This is a genomic window from Curtobacterium sp. MCLR17_054 (assembly GCF_003234335.2).
Classification (GTDB): domain Bacteria; phylum Actinomycetota; class Actinomycetes; order Actinomycetales; family Microbacteriaceae; genus Curtobacterium; species Curtobacterium flaccumfaciens.
This window is the reverse complement of the sequence record NZ_CP126263.1, coordinates 2906652-2926717: the sequence shown is the minus strand read 5'-3', so window position 1 is coordinate 2926717 and position 20066 is coordinate 2906652. Positions and strand designations below refer to the sequence as shown.

Below are 20066 nucleotides of genomic sequence, written 5' to 3'. Positions count from 1 at the left end.
GTACTCCGTGCGAGCGCATCCGCCTGCCACGGAATCGGGAACCTCGCACCAGAGCGCCTGCCCCTCGCACCGTGCGAGGTCAGCCGGCCGTTGCCGCGCCGTCCCACCACCGCAGGACCCGCGTCCCCATCAGGGTGAGCCACTTCGAGCGTTCGCCCGCCGGGACGTCGACCTCGAACCACTGCCGTCCTGGTGCACGTTCACCTTGGGTCCAGGTGCCGTCGGCGTTGCGAGCCGCCCGGACGAGCTCGATCGCCTCGGCAGCACGTGGGTCCGGCGGGGTCCCGTCCTGCAACCCGGCCGCCCGCAGGTGATCGGTCGCCCGAAGCGCGGTGTAGATCCATCGCGACGGGTACGCGAAACGGTGCACCCAGGAGCCGACGAGCTCGCCGTCGGACTTCCGGTACAGCAGCCGCCGTTCGAGCAGGTACTCGGCTCCGCGGTGTCGGACAGCGCGGAGCTCCGTGGCGCGCGGGTGCGATCCCTCGGACAGCTGCTCGTGCTGCAGCAGCCCGTCGAGCACGTTGAGGGTCGAGTGGAACGACGACACGGTGGACCCTTCGACCCACTCGCAGTTCCAGCCACCGTCGGCGAGCTGGTGCTCGAGGATCCACTCGGCGATGTCATCCACGTCAGCACCGAGCCAGGTGCCGTTGGCGAGCGTGAAGGCGTTGATGCAGCAGTCCACTTCGCCGCCCCAGTACGGCAGGTCGTCGTAGTCCCACCGACTGTTCTCGGCGAGGCGCACGGCGGTGTCCCCGAGCACAGCGGCGTCGAGCCCCCAGTCGCGCAGCGTGTTGAGCGACCAGGTCGTCGCCGTGTAGGGCTGTCCGGCGGCCTGGGCCTCGGGACCGTCGGGGTCGAAGTCGGCGGGGAAGTACGAGCCGCCAGCCCACTGTCCGTCCGGGTCCTGGTGAGCGAGGAGCGCTGCGCCGAACCCATCGGTCGCGACCCGGGCACGGGTGGCCTGCCACGTCGCGGCGGGGGCGTCGACGAGGTCCCGCTCGACCTGCCAGCGCAGTGCCGGGTCGGAGGCGACGAGCCAGTCGACCACCGTGTCGTCCGTCATGGCGGGGAGACTACTCGCTGCTGCGCGCCGTGCGGGACGACCGAGCAGCATCAGGCCGGACGACGCACCATCCGGTAGACCGAACCGTCGTCGGTGCGCGTCAGGACGCCGAGGTCCACGGCGTCCCGGCGCACGACGGAGACATCGGTCGCGAACATGCCGATGGCCGCGTTCAGGACGGCCTCCGGCACGGCTCGCTCCTGTCCGAGTCGCTCGAACACGAGCTCCACGATCCGGACGGACAGCGCATGTCGTTCGACGTCCTTCACCGGCATCCGCTCGATCCGGTCGAAATCGAGCACCGCGGCCGGAGACTGCAGCCGTTGGAGTTCGCGTGACGTCCTGCCGAGCACCGACGCGTCCGGGCCGTCGTCGGTGACCCAGTCGAACGAGTCGATCGCTGCCCGGGTGCGGTCATCGACGGGGCTCCCGCCGAGCACCGCTGCTCGCAGGGTGGGGGACGCCAGGACGGAGACGACCTGACGCGCGCCCCACCACCCGGGCGACGTCCATCAGAAGTACGTGATGCCGTGCGGCGTCCGCGGCGGCAGCAGCATCGCGCGGAGCAGCTCCACCGACGCCGGGTCCGCAGCGCGGACGAGCCCCGCGGCGGCCAGGGTGACGGGGGAGACTGACCCGATCAGCAGCGCACCGAGCTCTGCGACGTCGAGCTGGACGTCAGACCCGGCCACGTCGACGTCGTCGGCGATGCGCGTGACGGTGCCACGGGCCTCCTGGACGTCGAGGCGGTACGTACCGGTGGTGAAGCCGAGAGCGTCGGTGACCCCGAGTGTCAGCGACCCGTCGACGGCGAACGGCCGCGAGGCCAGCACCGCCGGCACGTCGAGCACGCGCAGCCAGACGTGGTCCTCTTCGTGGTCGACGTCGTACGCGCGGTTGTCGCCGAGCGCCGCGACGATGGGGTCGTCGAGGCGGGAGCGGTTGTACTTCACGACGTCGTTGAGGTCGATCGAGAGCAGGAACTCCCACAGGGCGGTGTAGGCCTGGTCGTCCGCGTACACCAGGTCGACGATCTCGAGCGCGGTGTCGGAACCGCGATCCTCCTTGACGCGCCAGGTCACGTAGCCGTCGATCTCGTCGGAGCCGTCGGGACGGTGCACCGCCGCACGGACGTCCTTCGCCTTCTGCCCGTCGTGCCCGAGCAGGCCGAACACGATCGGCCAGGTGCCGGTGTTGCGGACCATCGAGCCGGGGGTGCGGACGTGGAACCGGTCGAAGACCGCCTTGCCCGGGCCGTCGGCCAGCCACTGCGGCGTGACGACCGACACCGTGCCGGAGGTCGGGGCGAGCAGGGGGAGCGCGCGCTCGCGGCGGACGTGCACGGCACGCTCGCGGATGGCGCAGCCGAAGCCGAAGCGGCGGTAGATGGTGCCCTCGGACGCGGTCAGCGACGCGACGGCGTAGCCCTCGGCGACCCCGCGCTCGAGCGCGTGCGTCATCATCCGGCGCAGGATGCCGCGGCGACGCTCGGTCGGGCGGACGGTGACCGCGGAGATCGCCTGGGTGTCGACGGAGGACCCGTCGCCCCAGCTCAGCGCCTTGCGGAACCACGTGAAGGTGCCGGCCGGCCACGTCTCGTCGACGGAACCCGGGAACGGCTCGCGCACGTAGACCCCGAGGAACGTCTCTTCGTCGGCGATGAAGTGCGACGCCATGCGGGCTGCGCCCTCGGCGTCGGGGTCGGCTTCGTGGAAGCCCATCCCGACGGCCTGCATCCACGCTGCCGTCTCGGCGTTCGGTGCCCCCTTGTCGTCCGTCCCGGGCGCGAACTCGCGCAGCTCGTAGCGGTCGTCGAATGCCTCGTTGCTCACGTTCCGACACTATCGGGACCGGGTGACGTCGTGACAGGCGCGTGGTCTGTCCGGTCGGACTGGAGGCCCGGATCGCGTCCGGCGGACGGGCTGCGGGGTGCGGGTGGCCGGTTCGTGTGCCGGGTTCGGGTGCCGCGGACGCGCGGTGCGGGATGCAGGGCGGGCCGCACGGTGCTGAGTTCGTGGGTCGGGGCGGTGGAGGTGGCTCGGTGCGGGGTCGTGGCGGGGCACGGGGCGGGCAAGTTCGCACGGGTCGGGAGATCCGGCACGGTGCGCATGCTCGAGGAACCGGCACGAATGACGAACCCGGCACGGTGCGGTTCCGTGGTCGCGTCCTTCGGGCTCACCCGGAGCCGCACGGTGTGGGGTTCGTGGGTCGGGGCGGCGGAGGTGGTTCGGTGCGGGGTCGTGGTGGGGCACGGGGTGGGCAAGTTCGCACGGGTCGGGCGATCCCGCACGGCATGACGAACCCAGCACCGTGCGATTCCGTGGCCGCTGGCCGCGTCAGTCGGTCGCGCCCCGCGGGGGATCGACGAGCAGCCCGACGCGGTCGTCCAGGTAGTCGGCGAGGGGGACTGCGGCGCCGGCGGTCGGGGACCACCGGACCGAGGGCACGTCCTCGATGACGACGAGTACGCCCTCGGCGCCGACGAGGGAGTCGTCGACGGGGATCGGGACGGCGCCGTGGTTCACCGTGTCACCAGCGTCGAAATGGCCCTTCGCGGCGGCGGCGCGGTAGGCGCGGCGGACCTCGGCGGAGACCGACTGGTACTGCGACCGACCGGGTTCGGTGACACGGGTGATCGACCCGGTGGCCCAGACACGGCCGGCGGTCTCGGGGGACGACCCGATCAGGAGTGCTCCGACCCGCCACACCCGGCCGAGGGGTCGCATCGTCGGGTCACGACGGATCCCGAGGACCGCCTTCGGCTGCACGTACTCGCCGAGTGCTTCGTCCGGGACGTCCGCGCCGCGGAGCCGTCGTGCCGCTGCGTCGAGGAGCTCCCGCGCCCGCTGCACTCCGTCCGTCACGTCCACCGAGCCTAGACCGGGTGGTGGCCGTCGTCTCGGTCCTGTTCTCGCTGGTGGTCCGCTCGACGTGGTGCGCTGCGCTGCGGCGTCCGTGGCTGGTGCCGGCGCGGTTCGTGCCGGCGCGGCGACGACGCGCGGCGCTCACGAAGCCCGCCGTCATCATGACCGCACCGTACGTCAGGAGCACGCCGGCGACCGCGGGGATGAGCCAGCTCCGCGACCCGTTGACGACCTGGTTGACGACGCCGATCTCCGGCACGGAGTACCAGACCACGCCGCGGATCTGCACGGCGGTGACCGGTGCCGGGTCGGCCTCGGCGTTGTTGTCGCCCTTGAGCACGAAGGTCCGCTCACCGTCGGACGACGACGACACCGAGACCACGCGGTGGCTGACGACCGCGGGCTGGCCGGACACGATCTGGTAGGTCACGACGTCGCCGACCCGGATGTCGTCGATCGGGGTCGGACGGACCACGAGCAGGGTCCCCGGCGGCAGGGTCGGCTCCATCGACTGCGTCAGGACGGTGAGCGGCATCGAGCCCGTGGCCTTCGGCACGACGATCAGCACGACCGCCAGGGCGGCGACGAGCAGCAGGAGTCCGGTACTGAGACCGAGCACGACGGCGTGGACGACGGCGCGCCAGCCGGAGCGCGGGGTGGGGGTGCTCATGCGCCGCATCGGATCGCCGCCCCGTTGTCCTGCGTGAAGAGCGTGACCTTGCCGGTGCCCGCGACGGTGCTCGTGGGGTTGCCGGCGCTGTCGAGCACCTTGACGGTGACGGTCAGCGTGCCAGCGGTGCCGGCGCTCGCGGGGACGTCCGGCGGCGCGATCGTGATGAACGCGGAGTAGTCCTGCGCCTTCTGCCCGACCGGGGTCGAGCCGACGAACGCGCCGTACCAGGTGTCCATCGGCCGGTTCGCGGCGTCCCACCGGATCTCGACGTACCAACCGCCGTGGTCCGTGCAGACCAGCGAGGGCGTGGTGTCGACGGTCGCTGCCGGGGTGGTCAGGGCGAAGCCGCCGGCGACGACGCCCGAGGTCCAGGTGCCGCTCGTGACGGTGAGGTTGACGTTCACCTTGGCGGTCGAGCCGGCCGGGGCCGATGACTGCAGGGTGCTGCGGGTACACCAGACGGCGGAGGCGCCGGCGGCGAGCTTCGCGCTCATGCTCGGCAGCGACGCCCAGGTGCCGGTGACGGACCCGGTGCCGACGGCCGTGCTCGTGGTGCAGCCCGCGGTCGAGGCGACCGGCCAGGCGACGACGGTGACGGCCTTGGCGAGTGCGGTCGAGCTGCCGGACACGACGGAGACCGTGGTGGTGGCGGCGCCGGCGAGGGTGCCCGAGTCGGTCAGGGTGATCGGCTTCGTCGTCGAGGTGACGCTCGACGAGAACGCCGTGGTGAGGGCACTCGTGCCGCTGATCGACGCCGCGACCGTGCCGACCGTCGTGCTCGCCGCGGTGGTGCCCGACGCGCTCCACAGTGCCCACGCGGCGCTCGAGGTGCCACCGACGAACACGGCGGTGAGGAGCACGGCGACGAGGAGCCGGAGGCGGCGGTTCATGCGGAGACCTGCGTTCCCGTGACGGTGAGGGTGAAGTCGGTGGTGGCGCCGGCGACGCTCTGCGGGGCGTCGGCGTCGAGCGCCATCTCGAGGCAGGCGATGCCGCTGACCCCGGCCGGCAGGGTGAAGGACCCGGTGCCGGTGTCGAAGGTGGCGAGCCGCGCGCTCGTGCCGGTGAGCCCGGGCACGCACTTCGCGGCCGAGGACACCATCGCGAGGTGGAGCGTCAGCTCACCGGTCGCCGCCGCGACGGACGACTTGGAGGCCGTCGTCGTGACGCGCATGGACAGGGGGATCGAACCGGTGTTCCGCACCGTGAAGGTGCCGGTGGTGCTCGTGCCCGGCCCGAGGACCGCGGTGTTCATCGCCGTGGTGCTGCCGACGGTGATGGTCGCCGTGGCGGAGCGCACCGTGGTGGCTCCCGTGCTGGCGGTCCCGTTCCAGAGGGCGTACGTGCCGCCGGCGCCGAGGAGCGCCGTTCCGACCGCGACGACCAGGGCGATCGCGACCGGCCACACCCAGCGGTACCGTCGGGCTGCGCGGTGGCGTCCCGTCGTCCGCGGTGTGGCGGTCATGTGCGTGCTCCTGGTCGTCGTGGTCGGTGGGGTGCGATCGGGGGATCAGGAACCGATCGCGGTCTGGGTCAGCGTGAAGGCCAGCGCGCTGAGGTTGATCGATCCGCCCTGACCGGTGGTCGCCGATGCGGGGAGCGTCACCGTGAAGACGACCTTGACGGTCGACGTGGACGAGGACGGCGAGACCACGAAGGTGTTCGTGTTCGACGAGGACTGCACGACCGAGGCGCTCGTCGACGTGACGGCCAGCGTCTTCGTCGTGGCGGCGAGCAGCGCGGCGTCGCCGGTGATGCTCTGGTTGGCGTAGGTCAGGTTCGCCTTGAGGTCCTGGCCGGTCGCACCGATGTTCAGCGTCTGGGTGAACTGGAACGTGTTGCCCGGGACCATCAGGGCCTTCGTCGGGTCGATCGCGGTGGAACGACCGTTCGTGATGTCGGTCCAGGCGCCGTCGTTGTTGGCGCTCAGCGTCAGGGTGCCGGCGCTCACGGCGGACGCGGCGCTCGAGGCGCTGGCGTTCCAGAGGGCGAACGTGCCCGCACCGCCGAGGAGGAGTGCGACGCCTGCTGCGCCGGCGATGGCACCGGTGACGATCTTGTGCATGGGGTGGATCCGTTCCTGCGTGCTCCGGGCACGCTGAAGCCCACCGGGGACATTCGGGCGTCGTGTCCGGTGGGGAGGTTGTCATCGACCCAGTGGTTGGAGGGGGTCGCGGCTGACCGGTGCCGAGAACGGTCGCCGGGCCTCGGAGCGCATGTGCTGCTGCTCGGGCGGGCTGGACTCGCTCTGGTGACGACGTTAGCTGTCCCCCAAAGTGCCGACAAGTGAGAACGACCGTTCACCCGGACCCCAGAACAGGGGTCATTTTTGTCCCCGCTAGGGAGGACATGATTTGTACCCCGGTTTCTGGGTGTGCGCTTCGCGTGGGCGGAGCGATCCCAGAAGGAATGCCGGTACGCGCGGCGTCGTTGCACCGTCCGGAAACGAGGAGGGCCCATGGACATCGTGCGCTGGTTGTTCGACGCGCAGATCGTCATCGGCGACCAGACGGTGCTCTGGCGCGAGGTGGTCGGCAACGTCTTCGGGCTGCTCAGCGCCCTCGGGGGCATGCGCCGGAAGGTCTGGGCCTGGCCGGTCGGACTGGTCGGCAACGCCCTGCTCTTCACCGTCTTCATGGGCGCGCTCTTCGACACCCCGAACCCCGTCAACCTGCTCGGGCAGGCCGGCCGTCAGGTCATGTTCATCATCGTGAGCATCTACGGCTGGTACCGGTGGACGCACCGCCCCGAGGACGCGACGACCGTGATCGACCCGCGCTGGGCCTCCTGGTGGACCCGTCTGCTGCTCGTCGTCGGCATGGTCGGCGGCACCGCCCTGCTGACCCCCGTCTTCCGCGCGCTCGGGTCCTACGAGCCGGTGTGGAGCGACGCGTGGATCTTCGTCGGATCGCTGCTCGCCACGTACGGCATGGCGAAGGGGTGGGTCGAGTTCTGGCTCATCTGGGTGGCGGTCGACCTGGTCGGCGTGCCGCTGCTGTTCTCCGCCGGGTACTACGCCTCCGGATTGATGTACGTCTTCTACGGCGTCTTCACCCTGACCGGGTTCTTCGTGTGGATGCGCCAGCGGGTCCGGCCTCCGGCGGCGCCCGTCACCGTCGGCTGACCGCTGTGATCACGACGCGCTGACGCGGCCCGGAGCACGGCCCCCGCTCTGGGACGAGACAAACGGCCCGGAATGCGCTGCAATGGTCGGATGGAACCCCTGCACGGCGAACGCGTCGAGGACGACGAGTCCCTCGCAGAGCGCACGGTGCGCGCGGCCATCCGTGCCTACCGGCTGCACCCGTTCGACACCGTCGACGCGGCGGTCGTCGCCGAGGTGGCCGGTATCCCGCTCGAGACCGTCGAGCGGCTGTTCCCGACCTGGCACGCCCTGCTCCTGGTCACCTACGACCGGTGGGCGCAGCTACGGGGGACCCGGCGGAAGAACCCGCCCACGTGCACGATCGAGCACGTCCGTCTGACCCTGGCCGAGGACGTCGCCGACCCCGGGCTCGTCCGGGTGCTCGCCGGGCTGATCACCGTGGCCAGCTCGGAGTCCGGGTTCGCCGAACTGTTCCGCAAGCGGTTCGAGGAGTACGCCGAGCAGCTGACCGTCGGGCTGCAGCGCGACTTCGACAAGGGCTCGGAAGAGGCCGGCATCCCCGCGTACCAGGCTGCGACCCAGCTGCTCTCGGTCTACGAGGGGCTGCAGATCCAGATGCTGGTCCGCCCGCACATCGACGTCCTGGTCGAGTTCGACCGCGCGGCGAACACCCTGCGCCAGGGCTGGAAGCGGCACGCCGTCCCGTCGTGGGACCTCGACGAGGCACCCGTCCGCGTCTGAGCGCAGCGGCAAGCTCTCCGGTTTGGAAAGTGCTTGCCAAACTGGAAAGTCCTTGCAACACTGGTGTCAACGAGAGGGGACACCATGGAGGACACCACCGCACGACCCGGACCCGCCGAGGCGGCCCGACTGCTCGACCAGGCGGACCGGATCGGCCGACGTGCGCACGACGCCGTCCGCTGGCCGTACGTCACGTTCATCACCGCGCTCGGCGTCGCGACGTCGCTCGGCACGCTCGGCATGGGGCTCACGACCGGGGACGCGTTCGCCGCCGTCTACGTCGGCACCCTCGTGGCCCTGTTCGCCCTGGTGGTGTTCTTCATGGTGAGCATCCGCGGCCGCTCGGCCTTCGCCCGGAGCCGCCGCTGGACCGTCTACATCGCCAGCTGGGCGGTCACCTACCTGGCGGCGATCGCCGTGGTCGGGTGGGTGCACGGCTCGGTGCTCTGGTCGGGCATCACCTCGGGGCTCGTGCTGCTGGTCGCCCTGGTGTGTGCGGCGCGCGAGGCCCGCTCGTGAGCACCACCGACCGGGTGCATCCCCGGCACGAGCTCGACGACCTGCTGCAGCACCCGGTGCGCTTCTCGGTGATCGCCGCCCTGACCCGTGCCGGCACCCTGGGGTTCCGCGAGGTGCGCGACGCGGTCGAGGTCAGCGACTCGGTGCTGAGCAAGCAGGTGTCCGCGCTCGAGGCGGCCGGCTACGTGTCGGTGGGGAAGGGCTTCGTGGGCAAGACACCCCGGACGTCGATCACCCTGACGGCGTCGGGGCGAGCCGTGTGGGCCGCCCACCTGGACGCGCTCCGCCGCATCGCCGCCAGCTGATCAGCAAGGGATCAGCCCCGCCGCCCCCGCCGCCACGACAACATCTGCCGCACCGTCACCTTCGACCCGTACTGCGCGACCGAGTGCCGGAACAGGTACTCCGCGAACCACAGCAGCAGCCCGGCGACGACGAACACCTCGACGATGCAGACCACCGACTCCGTCACGGTCAGGGCCCCGACGGCGTTCCGCACCATCGCGGTGATCGGCGTGAAGGTCGGGAAGTACGTGAAGAACTGCGCGACGGGCGACGTCGGCGTCGTCATCACGAAGAACGCCGCGTACAGGGGGATGATCAGCGCGAAGATCGCCGCCGACTGCAGGGCCGAGGCGTCCTTGATCGACGGGACGGCGGCCCCGACGGCGACGAACAGCCCGGACGCCAGCAGCACCCCGCCGACGAGCAGCAGCGCCCCGGTCACCATCCGCCACGGGTCGACGGTCAGCCCACCGAGCTGCGACGACACCAGCGGCAACGCGACGAGCAGCCCGACCAGGCCGGGCACGACGAACACGCTGACCTGGACGAAGCCGACGAGCAGCATGGCGATGACCTTGCCGCGGATCAGGTCGCCCGCGGTCACCGTGGTCAGGATCATCTCGGAGATCCGGTTCTCCTTCTCCTCGACCACGACGGTGACCATCCGAGCGGCGAGCAGGATGACGAGCCCGAAGAACGCGGCGACGAACAGGAACGGCGGCACGACGGACAGCCAGCCCGGTGCGACCCGGCCGTCCGCGTAGGTGGTGACGTCGGTGGCGGGCGGACTGCGGAGCAGCTGCACGGTCTCGGGGTCGTCGACGGACGTGGCGACGCTCTGCTCGAGCACCCGCTCGGCCAGCGACGAGTACACCCCGTTCGCGAAGAGCCCGCGGTCGGCGGCGTCGACCCGGATGGCCGTCGTGGACGGCGACGACGGGAACGCGATGAAGGCGTCGAGGTCACCGGACCGGACGGCGGCGCGGTCGGTGGCGGCGTCGGTGGACGGGATCCCGCCCCACTTCGCGGCCACGGACTCCGACACCAGGCCGGACTCGTCGACGTAGTGGAACGGGGTCTTCGTGGCCGACGACCCGGACACCACGGAGTTGGTGCCGGCTGCCTGCCCGATGCCGACGAGCAACGAGACGACCACGATGACGACCGGCAGCGCGAGGGTGCCGATCCAGAACGCGGGCTTCTTGACCGCGCGGACGAACTCGAACCGGACGACCGTGCCGAGGTTGCTCATGCCGCTGCCCCGTCGGTCGACGCCGCAGCCAGGGCGTCGTGCCCGTAGACCTGCACGAAGATCTCGTCGAGCGGGATCCGGCGCATCTCGAACGCGGTGACGTGCACCCCGGCCGCGACCAGTTCTGCCAGGACGTCCGCACCGTCCGGAGCGGCGGCCTGGGTCGGGACCAGGTACGCGACGTGCCCCTCGTGGCGGGCGAGCCGGTACAGCGGTGACTTCGGTACGGGGCCGTCGAGCCCGACGCGGGCGACGGCGCCGCCGAAGGCGTCCTGCACGTCGGGCACGGATCCGTACGCGGTGGCCCGCCCGTCCTTGAGCAGCAGGATGCGGTCGCAGAGCCGCTCGACCTCGTCCATGTGGTGCGTCACGAGGACCACGGTCGCCCCGTCGGCCTTCCGTTCGTCGACCAGGTCGAGCAGGAGCCGCCGGTTCACGGGGTCGAGGCCCTTGGTCGGTTCGTCGAGGATGAGCAGCCGCGGCTGGTCCATGATCGTGATGCCGAGCTGCACCTTCTGCTGCTGCCCGCCGGACAGTTTGTCGACGCGCAGCTTCGCGCGGTCGGCGAGCCCCACCCGGGCCAGGTAGTCCATGCTCCACGCGGTCGCCTCGGCACCGCGGAGTCCGCGCAGGCGCCCGAAGTAGGTCATCACGTCGATGACGGACTCCTTGCGGTACAGCCCGCGCTCTTCGGGCAGGTAGCCGATGCCGCCGGTGGCCGGTCGGTAGGGGCGGCCGTCGATCGTCAGCGTGCCCGCCGTCGGGGTGGTGATGCCGAGCAGGGCCCGGATCGTCGTGGTCTTGCCGGGGCCGTTGCTGCCGAGCAGCCCGAACGTCTCCCCGGGGGCGACGTCGAACGACAGCCCGTCGACCACGTTGCGGTCCCCGAACCGCATCACGAAGTCCTGCACGCTGATGCTCGCCCCGCTCATGCGGCGACCCTACCGGGCCTTCCTTCCCAGAACGGCTGCGATGGGATGCGAGAACGGGCGTACCTGGTCGGAACTCTCGACCCGGTACGCCCGCTTCCGGCAGGTACGCCCGCTTCCGCCGGGCACGCCGGGTGCGCCGGGTTCCGCGGGCAGACGCGGGAGACGACGGACGGGAGGCGCGGTGCCAGCTGGCACCGCGCCTCCCGTCCGTCATCCGGTCGCGCCCAGGGCGCGACTCGCGTCAGGAACGCAACCAGGCCGTCCCCACGCCCGACAGGGCACCGTCGACCACCGGGGCCGAGGCGAGCAGCAGCTCGCCGGCCGGCAGCGCGAAGGGCTCGTCGCCGAAGACCGTCACGCTCGTCCAGCCGTTCGGCCGACGGAACGCGAGCACGTCGTCGCGGCGGGTCTCGATCCACTCGAGCTGTTCCTCGGACTGCAGCTGGCCACGCAGGCCGAGCGCCTCCCGGTACAGGTTGAGCGTGGAGTCGGGGTCGGCGTCCTCGGCCTCGACGCTGGAGTCGGCGAACCACGCCGGCTGCGGCAGGTGCGAGCCCTCCGGACCGAAGCCGAACGACGAGCCGGTGCGCGTCCACGGGATCGGAACGCGGCAGCCGTCACGACCGACGTCGACGCCCGGGTTGCGGAAGAACGCCGGGTCCTGGCGGTCGCCGTCGGGGATGTCGCCGACCTCGTGCAGGCCGAGCTCCTCGCCCTGGTACAGGTAGGCGGAGCCGGGCAGGGCGAGCTCGAGCAGCGTTGCGGCCTGCGCGCGACGGAGGCCGAGCGACCGGTCGAGCGCGTCCTGCGAGCCACCGGCGAGCAGCCAGGCGCTGCCCTGCTTGTCGGTGCCACCGGCGCGGGGCGGCAGGGCGTAGCGGGTGGCGTGCCGGACGACGTCGTGGTTCGAGAACACCCACGTGGTCGACGAGCCGGACTGCTCGGCGAGGCCGAGGTTGAACTCGATGATCGTGCGGAACTGGCCGGCGTCGAAGTCGGCCTCGAGCAGGTCGAAGTTGAACGCCTGACCGAGCCCCTCGGCGCTGGCGTAGCGGGCACGGCGGTGCGCGGGGACCCAGGCCTCGGCGACCGCGGTGCGGGCCGGCGTGTACTCGTTGAAGACCGTCCGCCACTCGGCGTAGATCTCGTGCACGTCGTCGCGGTCCCAGAGCGGGTGCGTGCCGTCCTTCGGCATCTCGGCGAGCTCGGCCCAGGTGGGCAGGGTCTCGCCCAGGTCCTTCGCCAGGCCGTGGGCGACGTCGATGCGGAATCCGTCGACACCGCGGTCGGACCAGAAGCGCAGGGTGTGCAGGAAGTCGTCGCGGACCTCGCGGTTCGCCCAGTTCAGGTCGGGCTGCTCCTTCGCGAAGCTGTGCAGGTACCACTGGCCGTCCCCGACGGCGGTCCAGGCCGGGCCGCCGAAGATCGAGATCCAGTCGGCGGGGGCTTCCTCGCCGGACGGTCCGCTGCCGTCGCGGAACACGTAGCGGTCGCGGGCGGGGGAGCCCTTGGGTGCTGCGAGTGCCTCGCGGAACCACTCGTGCCGGTCGCTCGTGTGGTTCGGGACGACGTCGACGATCACCCGGATGCCGGCGGCGTGCAGTGCCTCGACCATCCGGTCGAAGTCGTCGAGGGTGCCGAGGCGCGGGTCGACGTCGCGGTAGTCGTCGACGTCGTAGCCGCCGTCGGCCAGGGCGGACGGGTAGAAGGGGCTGAGCCAGACGGCCTCGATGCCGAGTGAGGCCAGGTACGGCACCCGCTCGGTGATGCCGGGCAGGTCGCCGATGCCGTCGCCGTTCGCGTCGGCGAACGAGCGGGGGTAGATCTGGTAGACGCTGGCCTGGCGCCACCAGGTCTCGTCGTGCGAGGTGGCGGCGGGCTGGGTGAGGGTGTCGGTCACGTCGGGCCTTTCGTTCGAGGGGTGTGTGTCGGTCACTTGATGGCCCCCTGGGTCACGCCGGCCATCACCCACCGCTGGGTGACGAGGTAGACGATGATCGCCGGGGCCATCGCCATCAGGTACGAGGCGAACGACACGTTGTAGTTGTTGCTGAACTGCGTCTGGAACATCTGCTGCAGCACCGGCAGGGTCTGCAGCGCCGGGTCGGAGGTGATCAGCGACGGCATCACGAAGTCGTTCCAGGACGCGAGGAACGCGAAGATGCCGACGGTGGCGCTCATCGGTGCCAGCAGCGGGAACACGAGTCGCCAGAACACCTGCCCCGTGCTCGCACCGTCGATGCGTGCACTCTCCTCCAGTTCCGCCGGGATCGACCGCAGGAAGGCGGTGAAGAGCAGCACGCTGAAGGACAGCTGGAACATGACGTGCAGGATCGCGACGCCGAGCGGGTTGTCCAGGTGCGCGAGTCCGGTGAGCTTCACCTGCGACAGTGCGAGCACCGGGAACGGCAGGAACATCGCCGCGAGCAGGTAGAAGAACGACCAGCGGAACAGCCGGCGGTCCCAGTTCCGGGCGATCGCGTAGGCCGTGAACGAGGCGAGCAGGATCGTGCCGACGACGGTGATCGCGGCGACGAACACCGAGACCCCGAACGCCCGCGGGAAGTCGGTCAGCTGCCACGCCTGCACGAAGCCGTCGACGCTGAACGGCGCCGGCAGTGAGAACGCGTTGCCGTCGACCGCCTGGCCGGTGGTCTTGAACGCCATCGTCAGGGTGACGTACAGCGGCACGAGCACCGACAGCGCACACAGCACGAGGACGACGGTGACGGGCCAGTTGGAACGACCGCGGCCGGCCTTGCCCGAGCCGGAGGACCGGTCGGCGTCGACGGAACGGATGCTGCCGGTCGCGGTGGTCCCCGGTCGCAGGGGTGCTTGCAGGGACATCAGAGCGCTGCCTTCCCGCGGGTCGCCCGCAGCTGGATCACGGCGATGACGACCGCGATGACGAAGAAGATCGTGGCGTTCGCCATCTGGTAGGCGTAGTCGCCGCCGTTGAAGCCCTTGAAGATCGACATCGCGACACTGGTGGTCGAGGTGCCGGGGCCGCCGTCGGTCAGGCCGACGATGATGTCGTACGAGTTCAGGAAGTTCTTGAACCCGATGACCAGGTTGATCAGGATGTAGCCCGCCGTCAGCGGTGCGGTGATCGAGACGAGCTGCCGCCACGCGCTGGCACCGTCGAGGGCCGCCGCCTCGTACACCTCGCCGGGGATCGAGAGGACGCCGGCGATGTAGATGAGGAGCGTCGACGGGATCGCCTGCCAGGCGGTGACGACCACGATCGCCAGCCAGGCCAGGTCCGGGTTCGCCAGGATGCTCTGCTCGAGCGGCCCGAAGCCGATCGCGGTGGCGAAGGCCGGCAGGCTGTTCGCGAACAGGAACGAGAACACGTAGGCGATGACGATGCCCGAGATCACCATCGGCAGCACGAACACCGCACGCAGCGCGATCTTGCCGCGGATCTTCGACGTCAGCGCGATGGCGAGCAGGAACGCGATCGCGTTCACGACGATCACGGTGACGAGCGAGAACCCGAGCGTGAACAGGTACGCCTGCAGGATCGCGGGGTCGGAGAACACCGCGATGTAGTTGGTGAGCCCGGTGAACCGGAACTCGCCGAAGCCGACGGAGTTCGTGAAGCTCAGCACGATGCCCATCACCGCCGGCAGCGTGATGGCGAGCGTGAAGAGCACCAGGGTGGGCAGCAGGAACGCCAGGAAGAGCGGGTCGACGCGGGGCTTGCGTCGTCCGTCCCGTCGTCCGGCCTGGAGGCCCGGTGCGGCCCCGCCACGGCGGCGGCGGTCCGCCGTCGTGATGGATTCGGTGGTCGTGGTTGCCATTCGGACGTCTCCTTACGCGGCCGTGCGGAGCGCGAGACGCGCCCAGTCGGCGTCGAGGGTGCGGAGCTGGCGCTGCGGGTCGCCGCCGAAGGCGATCGACTGCGCGTAGTTCGCGACCGGGATCTCGGCGGGGATGAGCTGCGAGGCGCCGAGGTAGAAGGCTGCGTCGTCGTAGTACGACTGCATGCCGCGGAGGGCGGGGTTCGACGCCGGGGGAGCGTCCTTGCGGACCCCGAAGCCGTTGTTGTCCGCGTTGTACTTGTCGTTGACCTGCTTGGTCATCAGGAACGACAGGAACTCGCGGGCGGCCTCCTGCTTGCGCGACGCCTCCGGGATCCAGAGCGCCAGGTCGACGTTCACGCGGACCTTGCGGTCGGCCGGGTCGTCGGTGACGGGGAGCGGGAAGGTGCCGAGGTCCATGTCCTTCGTGGTCTTGGCGATCTCGCCGAGGGCCCACGGCCCCTGCAGGTACATGCCCGCCTTGCCCTGGGCGAAGGCGAGGTTGCCGTCGCCGTACCCGCGGCTCGCGGCGCCGTCCTGGTGCCAGGCGCGGAGCTGCACCATGCGCTCCATCGGCTTCCGCAGGTCGCGCTCGAACGAGACCGCGGACCCTTCTCCGACGTTCGTGCCCTCGCGCCGGAGTGCCTCGAAGGTCGCCGGGGTGTCGATCATGCCGCCGATCGAGTAGTCGAACATGCCCTGGGCGATCGTCCAGTTGTCCTTGAACGTGCCGTAGATCGGCGCGATGCCGGCCTTGGTCAGGCGCTCGCACACGTCGGCGAACTCGCTCCACGTCGTCGGGACCTCGAGCCCCTGCTGCGCGAAGAGCGCCTTGTTGTAGATCACCGACGCCGCCGTCACCGAGTACGGCAGGGCGCTCTTCCGGCCGGGGTAGTCGGCGGTCTGCTCCATGAGCGGCCACAGGTCGGGGTTGATGGTGTCGGCCTGCGGCAGGTCGGACAGGTCGGTCAGCGCGCCGTGCTCGACGAACGGGACGACCGAGAAGTTGTAATTCCAGCACCCGAGGTCCGGCGGCCGGTTCCGCACGAAGTTCGCGGACATGCTCGAGGTCGAGTCGCGCACGACCCGGACCTTCGACTGGCTCTGGTGGAACTGCGCGATGACGTCGTCGAAGTAGCCGATGACCTCGGGCTTCGACACGTAGAACGTGATGGTCTCCGGCTTGGCGCTCGAGGACCCGATCGGGGCGCATCCGGCGAGCGCGAGGCCCGCTCCGATGCCGCCCGCTCCCAGCAGGAACCCGCGTCGGCTGACCGATGCTGCGCTCCTGGCGGTGGCGTGTGCTTGCACGTCGTCTCCGTCCGTCCGGACCCGGCGTCCCTGCCGTTCCGTCCCGCGAGCGGCTCCGATGCTGCCCGCGGAACTAAATGTAGCGAGAAAATCTAATTCCGCAAGGAACTCGTCGCGCGATAGGGTCACGACATGCCGCCACCCCGTGGAACGAGCGCAGAGACGCTGCTCGCGTACGCCTTCGACTCGTCCGCGTTCACCGCGACCGAGGCGATCGACGCCACCGGCCTGACCCGGTCGACCGTGCTCGGGGCGGCCGAGGAGCTCGTGCGGCTCGGCTGGCTCCGCGAACTCGACGATGCCCGGGCCGCGGGGGAGTACCGGATGGGACGCCCCGCCCGCCGCTACGAGCTCGACACGGTCGCCGGGGTCGTCGTCGGTGTGGACGCCGGCCAGCACCGGGTCACCGCCTTCGTCGCCGACCTGCGCGGCACGGTGCTCGGTCGCGCCGAGGGGTCGCTCGGAGAATCAGGCCTCGACGTGCCCGTTCGACTCGGGGTCCTCGCCGACACCGTGGCCGCCGCCCTCGCCTCGGCCGACGTCGACCGCGGACGGGTCCTGGTCACGGTCGTGGGCATCCCGGCGCCGGTCGACGCCGCCGGTGCCTCGCCCGACGACGGCGGCTTCTGGGTCCGGATGAACCCGGGGTTCGCCGACGCCGTGCCGGACGGGCGGGTGCTGGTCGAGAACGACGCGAACCTCGCCGCGCTCGCCGAACGGCCGTCCTCGGGTGACGCCTCGTTCGCGGCGCTGCTGTCCGGCGAACGCTTCGGCGCGGGCCTCGTCGTCGACGGGGTCCTGCTGCGCGGTGCCCACGGTGGTGCCGGGGAGATGCGGGTGCTCGAACTCGTCGAGGGTGTCGGATCCTCCGACGGCATCGGCGCGGTCGCCCGCACCTTCGTGGCCGACGCCGTCGTCGCGGGGCACATCCCCACGGACGCCGCGCTCGCCGCTGACGCCGCCCTGGTGTTCGCGGCCGCACGGAGCGGTGATCCGGTCGCGCGCACGATCGTCGACCGTCTGGGGGACCGCCTGGCCCGGGTCTGCATCCTGCTCGCGAGCCTGCTCGACATCGACCGCGTGGTGGTCGCCGGCGCGATCGCCCAGCCCGCGGTCGCCGTGATCGACCGCGCGCGCGACCTGCTCGCCAAGGGGCACTTCGACCCGGTGCCCGAACTCGTCGCGTCGTCGCTCGGGGCCGACGTCGTCGTCATCGGGGCCGTGGCCCACGCGGTCGACGCGGTGCGGGCCGACCCGCTGTCGTTCGCGCTGCTCAGTCGGGCAGCGGCGCCTCGAGGCTCCGGTCCCACGGTTCCGTCCAGCCGAGTCGGTCGAACAGTGCATCCAGCAGCATCGCGGTGAAGCCCCACACCAGGTGCTCGTCCCCGTCGGCCTCGATGGTGAACGCCGGTCCGCGCCACTCCTGACCACTGCGGCGGATCACGGTCACGCCGCGGTTCGCCGGGTCGAGCAGGTCGGCCACGGGGACCCGGAACACCGCCGCCGACTCGTGCTCGTCGACGACGCGGATCGGTGAGGGGTCGCGCCACCAGCCGATGACGGGCCGGACCAGGTGGTTCGAGAACGCCAGCGGCACGGCTGGCAGGGTGCCGAGCACCTCGACGCCGGCGGGGTCGAGGCCCGTCTCCTCCTGTGCCTCGCGGAGTGCGGCGGCGACGGCGTCCGCGTCACCGGGGTCGATGCGTCCACCGGGGAACGCGACCTCGCCGGCGTGCGCGCGCAGGGTCGTGGCCCGGGCGAGGAGCAGGACGTCGAGGTCCCGCGGGACACCGGGCGCTGCTGCCGGTCGGTCACTCGGCGTGTGGTCGAGCGCGCCGAAGAGCATCAGGACCGCGGCCCGACGTGGTGAGGCCGTGCCGCCGGGTTCGACGAGCGGCCCACCGTCACCCCAGCCGTCCGCTGCGACCGCCGCGAGTGCAGCCCGTACCGATCCGTCGTGCGTCACCCGTTCACCCTAGGCGCGCGCCACCGAGAGGCCCGGCGGCGGCACCGCACCGGACGCTTCGCTGGGTGTTGGTCGAGTGGGGTCTGGGAGCCGCACAGGTGGGAACTGTGCGAACCGGAAGCGCCTCGGTGCCCTGTTCGCAGCGGGCCGCCGCCACGATTGCACCGTCCGCCGGGAGGCCCCATGTTCCACGATCTGCTCCGACCCCTGTTCCACGTCGCCGTCGTCACACCGTCCGTGCTCGTCCCGGTGGACGTCGCCGCGGGGCTCCTCACCGTCGCCGCGCTCCTGCCGGCGTTCGGCCGTCACTCCCGGCATCCGGTCCGGGGCCTGCTCTGGCGGCTCGGCGTCGTGGCTGTCGGCGCCGTGATCGGCCTGGTCGCGGTGTGGTGGTTCGGGGACGTGCAGGACCTGTACGGGGTGTCGTTCACCCCGATCACCCGGATGTGGGTGGCCCTTGCGTTCGGCGGTGTCGGGCTCCTCGTCGTGACGGTCGTCCAGGGCGGCTGGCTCCGCCGCGTGCTCGGCGTGCTCGCGGCGGTGGCGGTGGCCCTGGCCGCCGTCCTCGGCGTCAACGTCGACTTCGGGGCGTACCGCACGATCGAGCAGGCCGTGACGACCGATCCGTACCCGTCGGGTCCGCTGGGACACGAGACGGGGGTGGGGCGCGCCTCCAGTCCGGTGGTGGACCCGGCCACTTGGCGGGCCCCCGCCGGCATGCCGCGACGCGGGAAGGTGCTCTCGGTCACCATCCCGTCGACCGTCTCCCACTTCCACGCACGGCCGGCGGTGGTGTACCTGCCGCCGGCCGCCCTGACCGAGCGACCACCGACCCTGCCGGTCCTCATCAGCCTGGCCGGGCAACCCGGGCAGCCGAGCGACATGTTCCAGGCCGGTCGGCTCGGCGCAGTGATGGACGCGTTCGCCGAGGCCCACCACGGACTCGCCCCGATCGTCGTCGCGCCGGATCAACTCGGGGCACCGGACCGGAACCCGATGTGCGTCGACTCGTCCCTCGGCCGTTCCGCGACGTACATCATGACCGACACCACGAACTGGATCCGGCAGCACCTGCGCGTCGGGGCAGCGCCCTCGGCCTGGGGCATCGTCGGGTTCTCGCAGGGGGCCACGTGTGCCATGCAGTTCTCCACCGCACACCCCGGCGTGTTCGGCACGACCTTCGCGATCTCGAGCGAGCTCGCACCCCTGAACGGCTCCGTCCAGCACAGCATCCGGTACGGGTTCGGCGGCTCGGCCTCGCGGTACGCCGCAGCGGCACCGCGGGCGATCATGCGGGCGCACGGGCCGTACCCCGGGCACCTGACCGTCTTCGCCTACGGTGGTGAGGACGCCCCCTACGTCGCCTCGACCACCGCGCTCCGCACGGCTGCGGAGGCCGCCGGCATGCGGACCCGGCTGTTCGTGTCCGAGGGCTCCGCCCATGACTGGAACACCGTCCGCTACGCCCTGCGCGTCGGGATGCCCGGCGTCATCGCGCACCTGGGCCTGCGGTGAGCGCGGTGGTCGCGTGGGCGCATCCGAGAC

General features: G+C 71.2%; 21 protein-coding genes. 6 read left to right on the top strand and 15 right to left on the bottom strand.

Annotated elements, in window-relative coordinates; genetic code table 11:
- Positions 1–79 precede the first annotated feature (79 nt).
- The 8 genes from DEJ08_RS13880 to DEJ08_RS13845 form a co-directional block, all read right to left on the bottom strand.
- Positions 80–1069: a squalene cyclase gene (locus DEJ08_RS13880; protein ID WP_111055120.1), complete on the bottom strand. Its 990-nt coding sequence runs from the start codon at positions 1067–1069 to the stop codon at positions 80–82.
- Positions 1070–1119: 50 nt separating this feature from the next.
- Complete coding sequence (locus tag DEJ08_RS13875; protein ID WP_111055119.1) at positions 1120–1509, bottom strand: DUF2087 domain-containing protein; 390 nt, start codon at positions 1507–1509, stop codon at positions 1120–1122.
- 72 nt (positions 1510–1581) lie between these two features.
- Positions 1582–2901: a GNAT family N-acetyltransferase gene (locus DEJ08_RS13870; RefSeq protein WP_111055118.1), complete on the bottom strand. Its 1320-nt coding sequence runs from the start codon at positions 2899–2901 to the stop codon at positions 1582–1584.
- Between the two features lie 504 nt (positions 2902–3405).
- A complete protein-coding gene (locus tag DEJ08_RS13865) occupies positions 3406–3837 on the bottom strand; it encodes a hypothetical protein (protein WP_111038226.1) in 432 nt (143 codons plus the stop codon).
- A complete protein-coding gene (locus DEJ08_RS13860; RefSeq protein WP_258367282.1) occupies positions 3803–4603 on the bottom strand; it encodes a signal peptidase I in 801 nt (266 codons plus the stop codon). Before DEJ08_RS13860 ends, DEJ08_RS13865 begins: the two co-directional genes overlap by 35 nt.
- Entirely contained in the window at positions 4600–5496 is an 897-nt protein-coding gene (locus DEJ08_RS13855) for a hypothetical protein (protein ID WP_111055485.1), read from the bottom strand. The genes DEJ08_RS13860 and DEJ08_RS13855 overlap by 4 nt, the downstream gene beginning before the upstream one ends.
- A complete protein-coding gene (locus DEJ08_RS13850) occupies positions 5493–6071 on the bottom strand; it encodes a TasA family protein (RefSeq protein ID WP_111047202.1) in 579 nt (192 codons plus the stop codon). The genes DEJ08_RS13855 and DEJ08_RS13850 overlap by 4 nt, the downstream gene beginning before the upstream one ends.
- Before the next feature lie 45 nt (positions 6072–6116).
- Entirely contained in the window at positions 6117–6671 is a 555-nt protein-coding gene (locus DEJ08_RS13845) for an alternate-type signal peptide domain-containing protein (protein ID WP_071404262.1), read from the bottom strand.
- Between the two features lie 393 nt (positions 6672–7064).
- Here DEJ08_RS13845 and pnuC point away from each other — a divergent pair, with 393 nt between their 5' ends.
- The 4 genes from pnuC (at position 7065) to DEJ08_RS13825 (ending at position 9277) form a co-directional block, all read left to right on the top strand.
- Positions 7065–7730 (top strand): nicotinamide riboside transporter PnuC, encoded by a 666-nt coding sequence (pnuC, locus tag DEJ08_RS13840; RefSeq protein WP_111055486.1) that lies wholly within the window; start codon positions 7065–7067, stop codon positions 7728–7730.
- Between the two features lie 90 nt (positions 7731–7820).
- A complete protein-coding gene (locus tag DEJ08_RS13835; RefSeq protein WP_071404264.1) occupies positions 7821–8453 on the top strand; it encodes a hypothetical protein in 633 nt (210 codons plus the stop codon).
- A gap of 84 nt (positions 8454–8537) precedes the next feature.
- Positions 8538–8972, top strand: a complete 435-nt coding sequence (locus tag DEJ08_RS13830) for a chemotaxis protein CheY (protein WP_111029938.1) — start codon at positions 8538–8540, stop codon at positions 8970–8972.
- Complete coding sequence (locus tag DEJ08_RS13825; protein WP_111055487.1) at positions 8969–9277, top strand: winged helix-turn-helix domain-containing protein; 309 nt, start codon at positions 8969–8971, stop codon at positions 9275–9277. Before DEJ08_RS13830 ends, DEJ08_RS13825 begins: the two co-directional genes overlap by 4 nt.
- 11 nt (positions 9278–9288) lie before the next feature.
- Here DEJ08_RS13825 and DEJ08_RS13820 read toward each other — a convergent pair whose 3' ends face one another.
- The 6 genes from DEJ08_RS13820 to DEJ08_RS13795 form a co-directional block, all read right to left on the bottom strand.
- A complete protein-coding gene (locus DEJ08_RS13820) occupies positions 9289–10509 on the bottom strand; it encodes an ABC transporter permease (protein WP_111055488.1) in 1221 nt (406 codons plus the stop codon).
- Positions 10506–11441 carry an ABC transporter ATP-binding protein gene (locus DEJ08_RS13815; protein ID WP_111055489.1) on the bottom strand — a complete coding sequence of 312 codons (936 nt, stop codon included), beginning with the start codon at positions 11439–11441 and terminating at the stop codon, positions 10506–10508. Before DEJ08_RS13815 ends, DEJ08_RS13820 begins: the two co-directional genes overlap by 4 nt.
- A gap of 241 nt (positions 11442–11682) precedes the next feature.
- Entirely contained in the window at positions 11683–13341 is a 1659-nt protein-coding gene (locus DEJ08_RS13810; protein WP_111055490.1) for a glycoside hydrolase family 13 protein, read from the bottom strand.
- A gap of 32 nt (positions 13342–13373) precedes the next feature.
- Positions 13374–14288 (bottom strand): carbohydrate ABC transporter permease, encoded by a 915-nt coding sequence (locus DEJ08_RS13805; RefSeq protein WP_071405176.1) that lies wholly within the window; start codon positions 14286–14288, stop codon positions 13374–13376.
- Entirely contained in the window at positions 14288–15244 is a 957-nt protein-coding gene (locus DEJ08_RS13800) for a carbohydrate ABC transporter permease (RefSeq protein ID WP_110865283.1), read from the bottom strand. The genes DEJ08_RS13805 and DEJ08_RS13800 overlap by 1 nt, the downstream gene beginning before the upstream one ends.
- 12 nt (positions 15245–15256) lie before the next feature.
- Complete coding sequence (locus DEJ08_RS13795; protein ID WP_111055491.1) at positions 15257–16555, bottom strand: ABC transporter substrate-binding protein; 1299 nt, start codon at positions 16553–16555, stop codon at positions 15257–15259.
- Positions 16556–16687: 132 nt separating this feature from the next.
- On the opposite strand from DEJ08_RS13795, the gene DEJ08_RS13790 reads away from it, so the two are divergent.
- The gene (locus DEJ08_RS13790; RefSeq protein WP_111055492.1) at positions 16688–17917 is read left to right on the top strand and encodes an ROK family protein; all 1230 of its coding nucleotides are present in this window, start codon (positions 16688–16690) and stop codon (positions 17915–17917) included.
- On the opposite strand, the gene DEJ08_RS13785 is transcribed toward DEJ08_RS13790, so the two are convergent.
- Positions 17829–18521 carry an NUDIX hydrolase gene (locus tag DEJ08_RS13785; RefSeq protein ID WP_258367286.1) on the bottom strand — a complete coding sequence of 231 codons (693 nt, stop codon included), beginning with the start codon at positions 18519–18521 and terminating at the stop codon, positions 17829–17831. The two genes, DEJ08_RS13790 and DEJ08_RS13785, sit on opposite strands and share 89 nt — an antisense overlap.
- 183 nt (positions 18522–18704) lie before the next feature.
- Between DEJ08_RS13785 and DEJ08_RS13780 the strand changes: the two genes are divergently transcribed.
- Entirely contained in the window at positions 18705–20036 is a 1332-nt protein-coding gene (locus tag DEJ08_RS13780) for an alpha/beta hydrolase (RefSeq protein WP_111055493.1), read from the top strand.
- Positions 20037–20066 lie beyond the last annotated feature (30 nt).

Coding starts and splice junctions, on each gene's coding strand:
- DEJ08_RS13835 (WP_071404264.1), top strand. CDS start 7,821: ATGGAACCCCTGCACGGCGAACGCGTCGAGGACGACGAGTCCCTCGCA.
- DEJ08_RS13820 (WP_111055488.1), bottom strand. CDS start 10,509: ATGAGCAACCTCGGCACGGTCGTCCGGTTCGAGTTCGTCCGCGCGGTC.
- DEJ08_RS13880 (WP_111055120.1), bottom strand. CDS start 1,069: ATGACGGACGACACGGTGGTCGACTGGCTCGTCGCCTCCGACCCGGCA.
- DEJ08_RS13855 (WP_111055485.1), bottom strand. CDS start 5,496: ATGAACCGCCGCCTCCGGCTCCTCGTCGCCGTGCTCCTCACCGCCGTG.
- DEJ08_RS13830 (WP_111029938.1), top strand. CDS start 8,538: ATGGAGGACACCACCGCACGACCCGGACCCGCCGAGGCGGCCCGACTG.
- DEJ08_RS13815 (WP_111055489.1), bottom strand. CDS start 11,441: ATGAGCGGGGCGAGCATCAGCGTGCAGGACTTCGTGATGCGGTTCGGG.
- DEJ08_RS13845 (WP_071404262.1), bottom strand. CDS start 6,671: ATGCACAAGATCGTCACCGGTGCCATCGCCGGCGCAGCAGGCGTCGCA.
- DEJ08_RS13800 (WP_110865283.1), bottom strand. CDS start 15,244: ATGGCAACCACGACCACCGAATCCATCACGACGGCGGACCGCCGCCGC.
- DEJ08_RS13805 (WP_071405176.1), bottom strand. CDS start 14,288: ATGTCCCTGCAAGCACCCCTGCGACCGGGGACCACCGCGACCGGCAGC.
- DEJ08_RS13780 (WP_111055493.1), top strand. CDS start 18,705: ATGTTCCACGATCTGCTCCGACCCCTGTTCCACGTCGCCGTCGTCACA.
- DEJ08_RS13790 (WP_111055492.1), top strand. CDS start 16,688: ATGCCGCCACCCCGTGGAACGAGCGCAGAGACGCTGCTCGCGTACGCC.
- DEJ08_RS13860 (WP_258367282.1), bottom strand. CDS start 4,603: ATGAGCACCCCCACCCCGCGCTCCGGCTGGCGCGCCGTCGTCCACGCC.
- DEJ08_RS13850 (WP_111047202.1), bottom strand. CDS start 6,071: ATGACCGCCACACCGCGGACGACGGGACGCCACCGCGCAGCCCGACGG.
- pnuC (WP_111055486.1), top strand. CDS start 7,065: ATGGACATCGTGCGCTGGTTGTTCGACGCGCAGATCGTCATCGGCGAC.